We start from the raw sequence: 15,411 nt of genomic DNA, 5'->3' as shown, positions 1-15,411 counted from the left end.
GCGCGAGCAAAATCCCATTTGAGATGAGAGGGATTTCGAAAGCTGCTCCGGTTTTTTTCCTGGAGGAACTGAAATGCCCTATGATCCGAAGCCCGGTCAGGGCTCCGACGACGACACCGTGAAGGTGGGCGCCTTGGCCGACGGCCTTTCCAGCGCCATTAACTCGACAGAAATCGACGACGATTCAACGGGTTACGTCGGCGGAATCGCTAACGGCGGCAATCGCGACAACACCGACAACAGCACAGATATCAACGTCAAGGCTGACGTCGACGTGAAGACCGACAACGGCGACAACCGCGACAACGAATACGACTGGTCCTACAAGTCCGACGACGACACGAACACCAAGACGACCACTATCAACGACAATGACACAACCACTACCACGAAGTCGGACTACGACTGGAGCTACGATTCCAAGTCTTACAGCGATAACGATACGACAACGATTAGCGACAACGACACGAAGACGGATATCGAAACTGATATCAAGACGATCACGGATACCGACACCAAGACGACCACCGACAGCCTCAACACCAGTGACAGCTTCAACAAGACGGATACGGATTTTGCCGTCATCGATGATGTCAAGGACTTCGGAAACCTCGGCGTTGCCGGCCATGATCTTACCTTTGACATCGGGGATGACTTCTCCTTCACCCTCAATATCGACAATATCCTCAACGGTTCACTGTCCGGCGGAGGCGCCGACTCCGTGTTCAGCACTGTCCAGGCAAACCACCTCGCAGACCAGGATCAGGCCTGGAACATCGCGCAGAACAACAGCGATGCTCAGAACCACCTGAGTGCGGATGCCGGCACTGCCCATGGTGCTGACGGTGTCGATATGGACGGCAAGGGCTGGGACCTCAAGACCGGCGACGACGTCGCAGGCACTTCGACGGCAGATGCTTCCGCAATCCTCGCCAACTCGGGCTTCCATCTGGAACTCGTCCAGGGCGCGAACATGCTCAGCAATGCTGTGGACTCCAGCGTCATTGGCGGCAACTCGCATGTCTCCGATGTCGGCGAAGATACCAGCGGAAACTAACCTCCAAGCCAAGAAAAGACTGCACCGGCTTTGGTCGGTGCAGTTTGAATGCTTGCGTGCGAATTGACGAACAGTGCGGCTCTAACAGAAAGATCCCGCGCGGCCGGTCGTCTCTTCGATAGGGAGGGCCAAGGCAATGCAAATTGAGAAATTCTCAGAGATCATCGCCCATTTCATCGGCATATTCGAAACGACGACCGAAGAGATGAGGCTGCGCGCGGAACTGACGGAGGGTACAGGCCCTGCCGAAAATGATCCGACGCTTGACGATCTGGTCGCCGCCACGCCCACCTTCGCCTCCGATCTCATGCTCAAAGACTACGATCCCGACGTCAATTACAGAAGCGTCAGCTATGAGATCGTCTATGGCGGGGGCCGCCGGTTTGGCCGCCCCTTCGAGGAGAGCATCGAGAAGCTCTCCGAAATCGCCCATCGCGACGTGCCTTTGCCGAGGTTCGGCAGTCCGCAGGACATTGATGTCGAGACCGAGGAAAAGCTGGACGTTTTCAATGGTCCCGGATCGGCGGTCGGATATGCCACGCAGATCAACGTTCTTTTTGACGACGATTATCTCGACATGACGGATGGCAACCACGCCCCGCGCGATACGAGCTTCGTCACCGAACGGCTGGCCGAGTTCAGCGCCCAGACAGAAATCTTCACTCCCTTTGCCAGCCTGCAACGGACAGACAGCTTCGAGGGTGTCAAGCAAATCGCCGATGATATGGAGGCCTATATCCGGGCGGTGAAGGATTCCGGCCAGACGTCGGTCGGAGCGGGCGAAACGCCGGCAGACAGTCCCGCAGATAACTCCAATGATCAGGCACATAATTTCGTGCTGGCGAGTGACGAGATCACCGGAACCTATATGAACAGCAAGCTCGTTTCCGAGGTCCCGGCGCTGGTTGATCTGCTGCCGGACCGGGGGCTGGCCAAACTACCGGAAGCACCCGACGAAACCCAGACATCTGTTGAGCAGCACGATCCTGCCTCAAGCAGCCTGGAGGTTACCGCGGGCGCTAATCTCGTCGCGAACATCGTTTCCGTCATCAACACCACGGTGATCTCTTCCGTGACGGCCGTCATGGGCGACCACCACCAGATCGACGCTATCACCCAAGTCTATGCCTACAGCGACAATGATGACATCGCCTCGGTATTCCATCCCTCAGCCGATGCGGCCGAGAGTGCCGGTGTCGCCGCCTACAATATTGCAGGCTTCGAACGCAGCACTTTCCAACACGACCAGCCGCAACCGGCGGTCGATGCAGACGGCGATCCCATCTTTCCGAACGCCTGGCGGGTCAGCGTCATCGAGGGCGACGTCTCCTTTGTAAACTGGATCGAACAGTATCATTTCGTCAGCGACAACGACAACATGACCGTCATGACGAGCGGCTCGGAAACGACGGTTCTGACGGGCGGCAATACGACGCTGAATTTTTCGTCCTTCTTCCAAATGGGGCTGCAGTACGATCTGGTGATCGTCGGCGGAAATGTCTACGATATCAACAGCATCACGCAGATTTCGCTTCTCTACGACAACGACTGGGTCCGCGCCGAGGACGACGTAGACGATGGTGCCACTGTCCAGTCCGGCAACAATCTCATCTGGAATCTTGCGGCGATCCATAATGTCGGCGCCAATGATCGTTTCGAGACCATGCCCGACTATATGCACGAGGCGGAGAGGGGGATTCAGGAACGTGATCCGACAATGCCCGAGGGCTTGTCCTTCGATCCCAATTTCCAGGGCTATATCGGCCTGAATGTTCTCTACATCACCGGCAATCTCTTCGACATGACGATCATCAAGCAGGTCGCGGTGCTTGGAGATTCCGACGATGTGACCCGGGCCGCAGCCGAGCTTCTGAAGAACAACCAGGACGCCGTAGTCACGATCGATACGGGCAGCAATACCGTCGCCAATATCGCTGAAATCGTCGATTATGACAGCTTTGGTGGTACCACCTATGTTGCTGGTCAGCTCTATTCCGACGCCATTCTCATTCAGGGCGGGATCATAGAACACGATGCCACCCAGCCCGAGACGGTTGGCGAGAGACTTGCCAATGAGGTCATCGCCTTTCTCGATGACGATAGCCCCCAAGGCGCGGACAGCGGCGATGGCATCATCGGCGGGCATGACCTTTCATGGTCCTCCACCCAGCCCTCAGATGTAATGCAAGCCGTGGTCGCGTGACCTGCGTATCCTGGGAGAGACCGCGATGAATCAAATCTCAAAACAGATTTTCGCCAATGGCAGCGCGCTCGACCTGCGTGGCGACAAGCCATCCTCGACAGCCGCAAATCCGCAGGATTTTCTGACCAAGGCCTGCGTTTCAGCGATCGACGATGCAGTGGACCATCTTCGCAAGCTGACTCAGGAGGCGCCTTCCTACCTCCATGAAGTCGAGGTTGGCGAGACTTTTGCCGAAGAGAAAGTGGATGAAGTGCAAGCCGTGATGCCGACCGAACGATCTGAGAGGCGGCTTTCCGGCGACGACATATCCGTCCATGCCGTAGGGCGGGAAACAAAGCCGCAGCCGGCTGAAGAACTGCGGGCAACGTCCGGTATCGAGGCGCGGCGTGCACCCGGTGAAACCGACGAGTTCAAGGCCAAGCCGGATATTCCCTTCGCCAAGACGATCGATGGCAACACTGGGCCGGTGAAAGAAAATGAGCGCCGGCTGCGTGCCGGCAGCGGCGGGGGCGGCAAGAACCCGGATTTCGGCGGCGGTGGTGGTAGTGGCGGCGGCGGAAACAACGGTTTCCACAAACGCAGCGAGCCGGTAAATTTCGCCTTGAGCCTTGCGCGCGGCATCGCGGTCATCAGGCGCAACCTGGCAATCGTGATGGTCTTCACCGTCGCCATCAACGTGCTCCTGCTGGCGATACCGCTCTACCTCTTCCAGATTTCCGACCGCGTGCTGACAAGCCGTTCCATCGACACATTGGTGATGCTTTCGATCGTGGTGTTGGGAGCCGTCCTCATACAGGCTTTCCTGGACTCCGTCCGGCGCTTCATCCTGATGCGGACTGCCGTGGAACTGGAAGTCCAGTTGGGCGCGCCGATCCTCAGTGCGGCCGCCCGCGCCTCGCTGCATGGAAACGGCAAGGATTACCAGATCCTGCAGGACCTTCAGCTTCTGCGCAGCTTCCTGACGTCAGGAACGCTGATTGCCTTCCTCGATGCGCCGCTGATGCCGCTCTTCGTGATCGTCGTCTATCTGGTGCATCCGCATCTCGGCATCATCATCATGGTCTGCTGCGCCGTGCTGTTCCTGATCGCCTACCTGAACCAGAAATTCACGGCAAAACAGTTCGCCGAATCCAACAGCTATCTCAGCCGCGCGAATTTCCACCTCGATTCCATGTCGCGCAATTCGCAGATCATCAACGCGCTCGCGATGATCCCCGAGGCGGTGAAGATGTGGGGCCGGGAAACCGCCGGCTCGCTGAAATCCCACGTCGAAGCGCAGGATCGAAACATCATCTTCACCGGCGTTTCCAAGGCTTGCCGTATGATCACGCAGGTCGGACTTCTCGGCTGGGGCGCGCATCTGTCGCTGTCAGGAGAGTTGACCGGCGGCATGGTCATTGCAGCTTCGATCATTTCCGGCCGTGCGCTGGCGCCGATCGAAGGGGCAATCGAAGGCTGGCACCAGTTCAACCGATCGGCTGCCGCCTATGGCCGTATCAAGAACCTGCTGCTCACCTCGCCGCTCAACTTCCCGCGCCTGCGCCTCCCCAATCCGGAAGGTCGGCTCGATGTGGAGCGTATCCTCTTCGTTCCGCCGCCACAGAAGAAGGTGATCCTGAACGGCATCTCCTTCTCCCTGAGGAAAGGCGAATCGCTGGCGATCATCGGCAATTCCGGTTCCGGCAAGACGACGCTCGGCAAGATGCTGGTAGGCTCAATCCTGCCGACCTCAGGCAATGTGCGCCTCGACCTCATGGATCTGCGCAACTGGGACCAGCGACAGTTCGGCGAAAGCATCGGCTATCTGCCGCAGGACGTTCAGCTCTTCCCCGGAACGATCAAGGCCAATATCTGCCGCATGCGCGATGACATCGAAGACCGGCAGATCTATGAGGCAGCCGTCCTTGCCGACGTGCACGAGCTGATCGCCGGCTTCCCACAGGGTTATGAGACCGTCGTCGCCGCCGATGGTGCGCCGCTTTCGGGTGGCCAGAAGCAGCGCATCGCGCTGGCGCGCGCGTTCTTCGGGGATCCCAAATTCGTGGTGCTCGACGAGCCCAACTCCAACCTTGACGCACAGGGTGAAGCGGCTCTCGCAAAGGCGCTGATCCACGCCAAGAAACAGGGCATCACGACAGTTACGATCACGCAGCGCCCGGCACTTCTGCAATGCGTGGACAAGATCATGGTCCTCAAGGACGGCACCGTCGCCATGTTCGGCGAACGCATGGAAGTCCTGCAGGCACTCTCCAAGGGCAATGGCCGCAACGGCCAGCAGACACCGCGTGTCGAAGGGTAACGGCCATGGGAAATAAGAAGCAGGAATCCACCGGCCCGGTGCAGCTCGAATGGTATGGCGACGTGCCGCGCTCCATCCGTTTGCACAGCTTTGTCGGCCTGACGGTCCTTTTCTGCTCGTTCGGCGGTTTCGGATACTGGGGGGCAACCGCGCCACTTGCCTCCGCCATCATCGCCCAGGGCAGCTTCGTGGCGACCGGCAACAACAAGGTCGTCCAGCACCTTGAAGGCGGTATCATCAAGGAAATGCTCGTCAGCGAAGGTGAAATCGTCAAGGAGGGCGACGTCCTGGTGACTCTCGACCAAACAGCCGCCTTGACCAACGAGCGAATGCTGACGCTGAGGCGGCTGCGTCTGGAGGCAGTTGTTGGACGCCTCAGGGCCGAAGCACAGGGATCGCGTGAGTTCAAGCTTCCTGACATCGTCATGGCAAAGGCGAGCGACCCCGATATCAACGCCATCATCCAGAGCCAAAACGTCGTCTTCCACAGCAAGCAGGTCAAGCTCGAGGAGCAGCTCAACCTCATCGAGAAGAACATCAAATCGCTGGAATACCGCTTCGAAGGCTACAAGGGCCAGCGCGAGTCCTTCGAACGGCAACTGGCGCTGCTCTCGGACGAGCGGGATTCCAAGGCACGGCTCGTCAAGGTCGGCTATATGCGCAAGACCGACCTTCTGGCCATCGAGCGCGCCATTGCCGATGCGATGGGCGATATTTCGCGCCTGAACGGAGAGCTCAACGAGAGCGAGGCGGAAATCGCCAAATTCCGTCAGGAAGCGGTCATCGCTGTCAACTCCAACAAGCAGGCAGCGCTTGACGCGCTGGAGACCGCCGAATCCGACCTCGACAGCGTGCGTCAACAGCTGCACGAAGCTGCCGGCGTTCTGGAGCGTACGGTCATCCGTTCGCCGGTGACTGGTACGGTTGTGCGCTCCTACTACCACACCGCCGGCGGCGTCATCACCACCGGAAAACCGATCATGGAAATCCTGCCGGCCCATGTGCCGCTGATCCTGGAGGCGCAGGTATTGCGTACCTCCATCGATCAGCTTCACGAAGGGCAGACGGCGGCAATCCGCCTGACCGCCCTCAACAGGCGCACTACGCCGGTTCTGGAAGGCAAGGTCTTCTATGTTTCGGCCGACTCCATTGAGGAAAATGCCGGCATGTCCGTGAAGGACGTGTACATCGTGCGCGTACAGATCCCGGACTCGGAAATTGCCCGCGTTCACAACTTCCATCCGGTTCCCGGCATGCCGGCGGAGGTACTGCTCCAGACCTCGGAGCGCACCTTCTTCGAATATCTGAGCAAGCCGATCGCCGACAGCATGTCACGCGCATTCAAGGAGCGTTAAGCGTACAAATGGTCGAAGCACTTAGAGAAATGATCTGATATGATCTATGTATAATAAGCGTTCAGCCGAGGGATTTTAGCATGCCGGCTATGTCAGATGTCTTATTGAGTGTTGGCCGGTTAAACTATGTCTGGACGAATACAGAAAGCCTGCTGATCTATATTATCGCCCATCTTCTCAATGTGGAGAAGGAGGCGGCGATCGTGGTCTTCCTGACACTCAACACGACGCGCGCCCGCATAGATCTCGTCGAGCGCCTCGCAAAGCTCTCTTCGACGCCTGCCACGGATCGCAAGGCGGTTCTGTCTGCCATGTCCAGGCTGAAGAAGGAATCGAAGATGCGCAACAAATACAATCACTGCATCTATTCCTTCGACGAGAAGGGCGAAATCTCCAGCACGCAACTCATGCGCCTCGTCGAGGACGACAAGGAAATCCGCTACGGCAAGATCGAACAGATGGATGACCGAGAGATGGAGCTTCTGGAGAAATCGATTGCCGAGATCGTCAATATCAGCAAGGCGCTGTGGGCCTTCATCCATGCCAGCCCACGCATTGTAGCGCTCTAACATTGCCTGTCTAAAGCGGCTGCCTTGGGCTAATCCCATTTCGTCTCAAGGAATCACCCGGACGGTTTATTTGAAGATCCATGTTTCTCATTAGACTGGAATCTCCCGAATTAGGTATGGCGTATTGGGAGGGGGCATGCGCATCGATGTCATTGATACCGTCGCCGGTTTTGACGCCGTTCGCGACAACTGGGATCAAGTCTATCGAGACGATCCGGACGCCCAACATTTCCTTTCCTGGACATGGCTGAGAGACTTTCTGCGGCACCGCGGCCGGTGGTTCGTCCTCGCACTGCGCCAGCGGGAGACGGATGCTCCCTATGTCGCCTTTTTGCCACTGAGGTTGCTCACAAAACTCGATGAGCAGAGCGGGCTTTTCTACGATGAAATCGTCATGGGCGGGAATTATTCGGCCGATTATACAGGCCTCATCGTCATGCCGGGTTACGAGCAAAAAGCTATCGCCGGCTTCGCCGCTTACCTCAAACAGCAGAACTGGACGCATCTCAGGCTGGAGCATTTCAGCGGGCCACCGGAACGGCGGGAGAAGATGATCCTGGCGCTGCAGGGGCCGCTCGTCATGTTTCGCGACAACGCGCCGAGCAGCCATGACAATATCGACAATACGATCTGCCCGGTCGTCTCGCTGCCTGCAAGCTGGGACGACTATCTGGACGGCAAGATGGGCAGCCAGACACGCCAGAAGCTGCGCCGCTTCCTGCGCAAGCTCGATGGCGATGAGGGCTACCGGATGACCATGGCAACGCCCGAGACTATTGACCGGGACCTCACCATTCTCTTCGATTTCTGGCGCACGCGATGGACGAAGCGCAAAGGGCCGGAGCGGACGGAGCGGCTGATCAATTCCACGCGTGACATGCTGATGGACTGCTTCAGGAGCGGCACGCTCGATGTCCCGGTCTTCTGGTTCCGCGAACAGCCGCTCGGCGCTCTCGCCAACATGGTAGATCGGCCCAAAAAGACGATCCTCTTCTATATAACCGGCCGGGACGAGAACTGGAAGACACCGTCTCCAGGCCTCGTTCTGCATGGATATTGCATTCGCCGAGCGATCAAGGACGGCTTCAAGTTCTATGATTTCCTGCGCGGAAACGAACCCTACAAATATGTCTTCGGCGCTGACGAGCGGCGGATCAGCTATACACTTTTCCGGACACGCGACGGGCGCAATCTGGGCGGCGTGCTGCATCCGCGCAGCGTCAAATATGTTTATGAGCGGGCGCTCGAAATGTATCGAAACGGCGAAAAGGCAAAAGCGGAAACGGTCTTCACGCAGATCCTGCAATCCTCGCCGGGTCATGTCGGCGCCGAATTCGGCCTTGCCAACCTGCTCTTCGACCGGGGAAAGCTGACCGAAGCCCTTACCGCCTATCAGGCATTGCTGGAGCGCACCGCCGAGCCGCTGCCGATTGCACTTCGCCTTGGAGATACACAACTGGCGCTGAAACTTTATGAGAATGCAGTCGTGACCTTCCGCCGCATCGGCGACCAGGCGCCCCATGTGGCGCAGGCCCGTTACAAGGAGGGTGTCGCCCTTATCGCCGCACGCCGCCTCGCCGAAGCCGAGACAGTTCTGACCGCGATCCAGGATATCCACACTGACGATCCGGCCGCCATCCCCTATGCCCAGCTTGCTCGCATGGCGCTCGAGCGTCTACGCCTGCATAATGCAGCGTCGGCAGCCGATGAACAGATACCCGAAGGCATGATGGGATTGCCTCTAAAGCGCGGCGGCGAGAAACGCCGCCCACGCATGCACTAAGTCTTTGTTTGACACATGTCGTTATCGCAAAACCAAACGCGATTAGACAACCGCTGCGCACTTTCTCGCGATCTGCTTCAGGCATGACAGAACTCAGGCACCGGTTTCGGTCTGATGTCTGATATCGTCGGCTAACGGATGCAAGGTATCGGCCGGCAGGGCGCCGACGAGGCTGTAGCCCATGCCGCCGGATGCCCAGCTCCACCCCTCGACTTTGCCCTGCGCATGCGGTGCCATGGGTTTGTTCTGATCGGCGACCATCGGGCGTGTCAGCATGACAAGACGTGTGCCGCTGTCATCGTCATACATCAGCATCAGCCCAGCGCCATGTGATGTCGAAATCATTCGGCCGCCCATCAGGCGATAGCCCGACTTGGAAAGATCCGGCAGCACCGGTTTGCGGCCCATGCGCTCGGTCGCCCAGTCGACGAGCTCGGCCGTATTGTCGGCGCGAAGCTCGACGGGTCTTGTCCTGTCGGGCGCATAGGTCGCGAAGCTGTCCACTGCCTCATCGGCCAGCGCCACCATGCCCTCACTCGATTGCCTATACATGCCATGCAGCATCCAGCCGCCCGAACCGCCGGCGGCGAGAAGAACGACGGCAGCGGCGGCCATGCGCCAGAAGGGTGGCCGGCTTTGCTTACGCATCTCCACCAGATGGCTCAGGTTCAGGCGGCTTGGAACCGGTTCTTCTGCCACGGGGTTGAGTACGGCCCTTAAATCGAGCCGCTGTCTGCCGTAGCTGTCGATTCGCGCGGCGATTTCGGGATGGGTTTCGAGATAGACCGAAACCTCGACTTCTCGCGTCTCGTCGAGCGCACCGTCCACAAAACCGTGAAGATCATCCTCGGTGATCGGTTTTACGCTCATTTTACTCTCCGAAGATGGGAGACTGGCCCCTGTGCCGTCTGCCCCGGATTCTCCAATATCTGCCGCAGCCGCTCGCGCGCCCGCGACAGGCGCGACATGACGGTGCCGATCGGGATCGCCAGGACTGCCGCTGTCTGCGAATAGGACAGATCCTCAACGGATACCAGCAGCAGGACGCTGCGCTGCTCTTCCGGAAGCTGCTCCAGCGCCTGAATTATATCGCGGCGCATCAGATTATCTTCCTGCGTCGGCTGCCTGGCAAAGGCACTTTCGTCCAGCTTTTCAAAGGGCAGATGCTCGCCACGACGCGACATCTGTTTCAACCGGTTGACAGCCAGATTATGAAGAATCGCGAAGACCCAGGTGCGCGGATCGTCGTTTCGTCGATGGTGCCAATGAGCGATAACCCGCTCCAGACAATCCTGGACGAGATCGTCTGCCGCCGTCGCATCTTTCAGCAATCCGCGGGCATAGCGGCGGAGCGCCGGTATCATCGGTTCGACAAGCTGCAGAATGTCACCCATGAGAGGCTTACCTTCAGGAGCTTTCGCCCGCCACCCTATCACAGGCAGCGGGCGGAAGGGATTTACTTCGCTTCGATCTGGACGACTTCACCGGGTCCCTTTTCGTCCGTTGCGGCGACAACAAGATAGCGGCGCTCGGCCTTCTCGTTGCTCTGGACGATCTGCCGGATGGGACCGACGGCGTTGACGATCGCCGAACCGGCCGGGTTCGTCATGAACGAAGCCAGCGGCTGAAGATCGCCCGAACCATCAGCCCGCGTGGAGAGCGCAAGAATGTAAGGCTTCCTGGGCTCCAGCCCCGTCACCGATGCCTGCAGCACTTGCGACAGGCCCTGATCGAAGAGAGAGATACTGGTCGGAGCAACACCACCCTGCTTTGCCTTGAGCGCGCGCAGGGCAAGATGCGCCGCCTGGCCGGCAACGCCGAGCGGTTGGAGGTTCTGCATGCCATCGCCCTCGGGGACTGCGTTGGGGACATAGTTGACGGCCTGCGGCGCCTGGCCGATCGGTATCGTGGCGATCACCTTGTTCGTCAGCGTGTCGATCGCTGCGAGCGCATCGGCGTTTTCGAGGCCTACATAGACGCGCGTGCCATCGCCGGACGGCCAGACGCCGTGCGGAAGATTGCCGACTGATATCGTTGCGACCTGTTCGAAATTGTCCGTGCGGTATACCTTCACTTGGTTGAGGCCACCAACGGTGACATAGGCAAAGTCGCCATTGGCGTTGTGCACGATGTTGACGTGATTGGTAATCGGCCCGGTATCGATCGTCTTGATGAGATCAAAGGGTGCCTTCGCGTCGAAGACCTGCGTCTTGCCGATATCCTTCAGAGTGAGCCAGACTTGCCTGCCATCAGGCGTCGCCGCAATGTTCGGGCAGAAGGGACTTTCCTGCTTGATGTGACCGACGATCTGGTGATCGGCGACGGAAACGACAACGGTCTCGGGGTTGAACGAGGAGCAGATGTAGCCGTATTTGCCATCCGGTGAGAAAATCTGCATGCCCGGGCCGGCCGGCACCTTGATCTGCAGCTTCTCTTCATAGGTATGCGCATCGATGACGGAAATGTAATCCTCGCCGCGAACCGTGACCCAGACTTCGTTGCCATCGGGCGTAAAGAATGCTTCATGCGGCGAGCGGCCTACATAGGTGGTATGCCTTACGGCATTGGTTGCTGTGTCGATGAAAGTCACCGAATTCGAGCCGATCGAAACGACAGCCAGTGTTTTGTGATCAGGCGAAAAGCCCATACCGTGAACCAGGACCTGCCCCCGATAGAGCGGGCTCAGATTGCCGGGTTGCGGATCCCCGAGACGGATGACGCCGAGCAGTTTATTGGTGGATGGATCGGTGACCGACACCGTGTTGGAGAATTGTTCGGCCGCATAGACGCGATCCTTGCTGCTGACGGGGATATCCGGATCGGAGGCGGAACCCGGCGCCTGGCCGGCAGAGCTTGTTAAAGGTGCCAGCATGGCGCCGGCAAACAGGCTGAGGGCGAGAAAGCTAGACTTCATGACGGGGTCCTTTCAGTTACCCATTCTCATGTTCGGATCCATCGTTGGCGTCATCGACATGCCGACGCCGGACGAGACGGAGTTCTGCGGGGAAACTTGTGTCGGCGCCGGCTCCGAAGGCGGAAGCGGATCGCCGAGAGCCAGCCGCATCGCGGCGATTTCCTGCTGCTGATCGACGATGATTTCCTGGGCAATGCGCTTGAGCTGCTCATTGCTGCCATAACGCAGATAGGCCTGCGCCATATCGATCGCGCCCTGATGATGGGGGATCATCATCTCGACGAAATCCCTGCTGACGTCACCTGTCGGCCTGACCGCCATGTCGTTCATCATCTTCGTCATGGCGGCATCGTTTTCCGCCAGGAACGGCGTCTCGTCGGTCACCGCGGAGGTGATGTGTTGATGCGATGCCGAATCGTCGGCCAACGCGGAAACGGACAGGATCACGAAGATCGACGCTGACAGCGGAAGGAATCTTTTTCGAGGAAAGACGTTCATGCGGGCTCCTTGTTGTGCAGAGCGGTTTCACGAACGTAGACAACAGAGCTGCCGACTTATTCCGTCTGGCTGCGATTTTTCCGAGGGCCTGTGACAGGCAGCCAGCGGTGAAGCCCAGAAACGCAAAAAGCCCCGCGGTGGGGACTCTTTGGGATCGCATGGAAAGCTTGGTTGCGGGGGCAGGATTTGAACCTGCGGCCTTCAGGTTATGAGCCTGACGAGCTACCGGGCTGCTCCACCCCGCGATATTTCATTCCGGACGTTGTGCCCGGGAGCGATGTCAGGCGTAGCCTGACGAGGTGAGGCCGTTAAGAGATCGATCCGGTGGATCGATCTTAGGCCGAACGGGCTGCTCCACCCCGCGTTATCCAGGCGACACTTGTGTCGTCCGTCCAGGTCTTTTGCCTGTTGGCAAAAGACCGATTGCGCAAATCCGTAGGATTTGTCGCGGCTACGCAAAGCGCTTGCGCTTTGCGGATTGTTGCCGAGCAAATTGCGAAGCAATTTGTCTCGTGTTCATGATATAGGGCGCTAAAGACGAAAGGCCGCTTTGTGAGCGGCCCTTTGTATCGGCTTTGGGCCGTTGGTTTCGTTCAGAGAAGATTGTTGTCGATTTTGCGCATGTCGCTTTCCGAAGCTTGTTCAGCTTCGGGCACATGCGTTTTCACGAGTTGCGTTTAGCAGACCTGGCAGCGACCGACTCTCCCGCGTCTTAAGACGAAGTACCATAGGCGCTGGGGCGTTTCACGGCCGTGTTCGGAAAGGGAACGGGTGCAGCCACCCCGCCATAACCACCAGGTCAGCGAAGCGCAACTTGTGTGAGAAGCTGGTTCACTGAGCGACTAATAAGTAGTCGTCAGTGATTGGTTTTGAACACGTCTTACCTTTCGCGAGGCACCGTCGGAGCAAAGCTCCGCAAGCGCAAAGCGCGTCGCCGGTTGTCCGGCGCGCCGTCCGCAGCGCCTATGGCGCGTGAGGACAGAAGGTCAGGCTCATCGAACTACCGGGCGAATGCGGTGCATTCGCCGGGCGATGAGCATAGTCAATGAGAACGATCAAGCCAATCGAGCTATTAGTACCGGTAAGCTTCATGCGTTGCCGCACTTCCACACCCGGCCTATCAACGTGGTCGTCTTCCACGGCTCTGATAGGGAACACTCGTTTCCAGGTGGGTTTCCCGCTTAGATGCCTTCAGCGGTTATCCCGTCCATATATAGCTACCCTGCTATGCCCTTGGCAGGACAACAGGTCCACCAGAGATATGTCCATCCCGGTCCTCTCGTACTAGGGACAGATCCTGTCAATATTCCTACACCCACGGCAGATAGGGACCGAACTGTCTCACGACGTTCTGAACCCAGCTCACGTACCGCTTTAATTGGCGAACAGCCAAACCCTTGGGACCTGCTCCAGCCCCAGGATGCGATGAGCCGACATCGAGGTGCCAAACAACCCCGTCGATATGGACTCTTGGGGGTCATCAGCCTGTTATCCCCGGCGTACCTTTTATCCGTTGAGCGATGGCCCTTCCACGCGGGACCACCGGATCACTATGACCGACTTTCGTCTCTGCTCGACTTGTCAGTCTCGCAGTCAGGCGGGCTTATGCCATTGCACTCGACGACCGATTTCCGACCGGTCTGAGCCCACCATCGCGCGCCTCCGTTACTCTTTCGGAGGCGACCGCCCCAGTCAAACTACCCACCATACACTGTCCCGGACCCGGATAACGGGCCGCGGTTAGACATCCATGACGATAAGGGTGGTATTTCAAGGATGGCTCCACAGAAACTGGCGTCCCTGCTTCAAAGCCTACCACCTATCCTACACATGCCGACACGAATGCCAGTGTAAAGCTATAGTAAAGGTGCACGGGGTCTTTCCGTCTGACCGCAGGAACCCCGCATCTTCACGGGGAATTCAATTTCACTGAGTCTATGTTGGAGACAGCGGGGAAGTCGTTACGCCATTCGTGCAGGTCGGAACTTACCCGACAAGGAATTTCGCTACCTTAGGACCGTTATAGTTACGGCCGCCGTTTACTGGGGCTTCGATTCAAAGCTTGCACCTCTCCTCTTAACCTTCCAGCACCGGGCAGGCGTCAGACCCTATACGTCGTCTTGCGACTTCGCAGAGCCCTGTGTTTTTGATAAACAGTCGCTACCCCCTGGTCTGTGCCACCCCATCATACTTGCGTAAAATGGGGTCACGCTTCTTCCGAAGTTACGCGTGCAATTTGCCGAGTTCCTTCAACATAGTTCTCTCAAGCGCCTTGGTATACTCTACCTGACCACCTGTGTCGGTTTCGGGTACGGTCTATACGGTGGAGCTATTTCCTGGAACCGCTCCGCTGCCCATCCAATCCAATCAGAATGAACAACTTGTGCGATCCGTCACTTCCACCAGGCCCACGAATATTAACGTGGTTCCCATCGACTACGCGTGTCCGCCTCGTCTTAGGGGCCGGCTAACCCTGCTCAGATTAACTTTAAGCAGGAACCCTTGGTCTTTCGGCGAGAGGGTCTCTCACCCTCTTTATCGTTACTCATGTCAACATTCGCACTTCCGATACCTCCAGGAGCCCTCACGGGTCTCCCTTCATCAGCTTACGGAACGCTCCGCTACCACTCCTCAAAGAGGAATCCTCAGCTTCGGTGCATGGCTTCAGCCCCGTTACATTTTCGGCGCAAAGACCCTTATTTAGACCAGTGAGCTGTTACGCTTTCTTTAAAT

The 15,411-nt window shown here is 58.0% G+C and carries 10 protein-coding genes, 1 tRNA gene and 2 rRNA genes (1 of these 13 running past the window's edge); 6 read left to right on the top strand and 7 right to left on the bottom strand.

Annotation, left to right across the window (positions count from 1 at the left end; genetic code table 11):
• Window positions 1-73: 73 nt before the first annotated feature.
• From ACK9YZ_RS21155 to ACK9YZ_RS21130, 6 genes are all read left to right on the top strand, one after another.
• Window positions 74-1,057, top strand: coding sequence for a fibrinogen-binding protein (locus ACK9YZ_RS21155; RefSeq protein WP_416065063.1), 984 nt, complete (start codon window positions 74-76; stop codon window positions 1,055-1,057).
• A 136-nt stretch (window positions 1,058-1,193) separates the two neighbouring features.
• A complete protein-coding gene (locus ACK9YZ_RS21150; protein WP_416065062.1) occupies window positions 1,194-3,260 on the top strand; it encodes a hypothetical protein in 2,067 nt (688 codons plus the stop codon).
• Between the two features lie 25 nt (window positions 3,261-3,285).
• Complete coding sequence (locus tag ACK9YZ_RS21145) at window positions 3,286-5,559, top strand: type I secretion system permease/ATPase (RefSeq protein WP_416065061.1); 2,274 nt, start codon at window positions 3,286-3,288, stop codon at window positions 5,557-5,559.
• Window positions 5,560-5,564: 5 nt separating this feature from the next.
• Window positions 5,565-6,914 (top strand): HlyD family type I secretion periplasmic adaptor subunit, encoded by a 1,350-nt coding sequence (locus tag ACK9YZ_RS21140; protein ID WP_216756450.1) that lies wholly within the window; start codon window positions 5,565-5,567, stop codon window positions 6,912-6,914.
• 80 nt (window positions 6,915-6,994) lie between these two features.
• Complete coding sequence (locus tag ACK9YZ_RS21135) at window positions 6,995-7,483, top strand: hypothetical protein (RefSeq protein ID WP_216756449.1); 489 nt, start codon at window positions 6,995-6,997, stop codon at window positions 7,481-7,483.
• Between the two features lie 136 nt (window positions 7,484-7,619).
• Window positions 7,620-9,266: a GNAT family N-acetyltransferase gene (locus ACK9YZ_RS21130; protein ID WP_416065060.1), complete on the top strand. Its 1,647-nt coding sequence runs from the start codon at window positions 7,620-7,622 to the stop codon at window positions 9,264-9,266.
• Window positions 9,267-9,359: 93 nt separating this feature from the next.
• On the opposite strand, the gene ACK9YZ_RS21125 is transcribed toward ACK9YZ_RS21130, so the two are convergent.
• From ACK9YZ_RS21125 to ACK9YZ_RS21095, 7 genes are all read right to left on the bottom strand, one after another.
• Complete coding sequence (locus ACK9YZ_RS21125; protein WP_416065059.1) at window positions 9,360-10,136, bottom strand: anti-sigma factor family protein; 777 nt, start codon at window positions 10,134-10,136, stop codon at window positions 9,360-9,362.
• Window positions 10,133-10,660: an RNA polymerase sigma factor gene (locus ACK9YZ_RS21120; protein WP_216756446.1), complete on the bottom strand. Its 528-nt coding sequence runs from the start codon at window positions 10,658-10,660 to the stop codon at window positions 10,133-10,135. The genes ACK9YZ_RS21125 and ACK9YZ_RS21120 overlap by 4 nt, the downstream gene beginning before the upstream one ends.
• Before the next feature lie 62 nt (window positions 10,661-10,722).
• Entirely contained in the window at window positions 10,723-12,180 is a 1,458-nt protein-coding gene (locus tag ACK9YZ_RS21115) for a YncE family protein (protein WP_416065058.1), read from the bottom strand.
• Window positions 12,181-12,192: 12 nt separating this feature from the next.
• A complete protein-coding gene (locus ACK9YZ_RS21110; protein WP_216756444.1) occupies window positions 12,193-12,678 on the bottom strand; it encodes a DUF305 domain-containing protein in 486 nt (161 codons plus the stop codon).
• 168 nt (window positions 12,679-12,846) lie between these two features.
• Window positions 12,847-12,923: transfer RNA gene (locus tag ACK9YZ_RS21105), tRNA-Met, on the bottom strand.
• A gap of 439 nt (window positions 12,924-13,362) precedes the next feature.
• Window positions 13,363-13,477: ribosomal RNA gene (rrf, locus tag ACK9YZ_RS21100) — 5S ribosomal RNA — on the bottom strand.
• Window positions 13,478-13,729: 252 nt separating this feature from the next.
• A 23S ribosomal RNA gene (locus tag ACK9YZ_RS21095) occupies window positions 13,730-15,411 on the bottom strand; it runs 1,205 nt beyond the window's last position.

Source organism: Rhizobium sp. ZK1, from assembly GCF_047782645.1.
Classification (GTDB): domain Bacteria; phylum Pseudomonadota; class Alphaproteobacteria; order Rhizobiales; family Rhizobiaceae; genus Rhizobium.
This window is presented reverse-complemented; position numbering and strand designations above follow the sequence as displayed.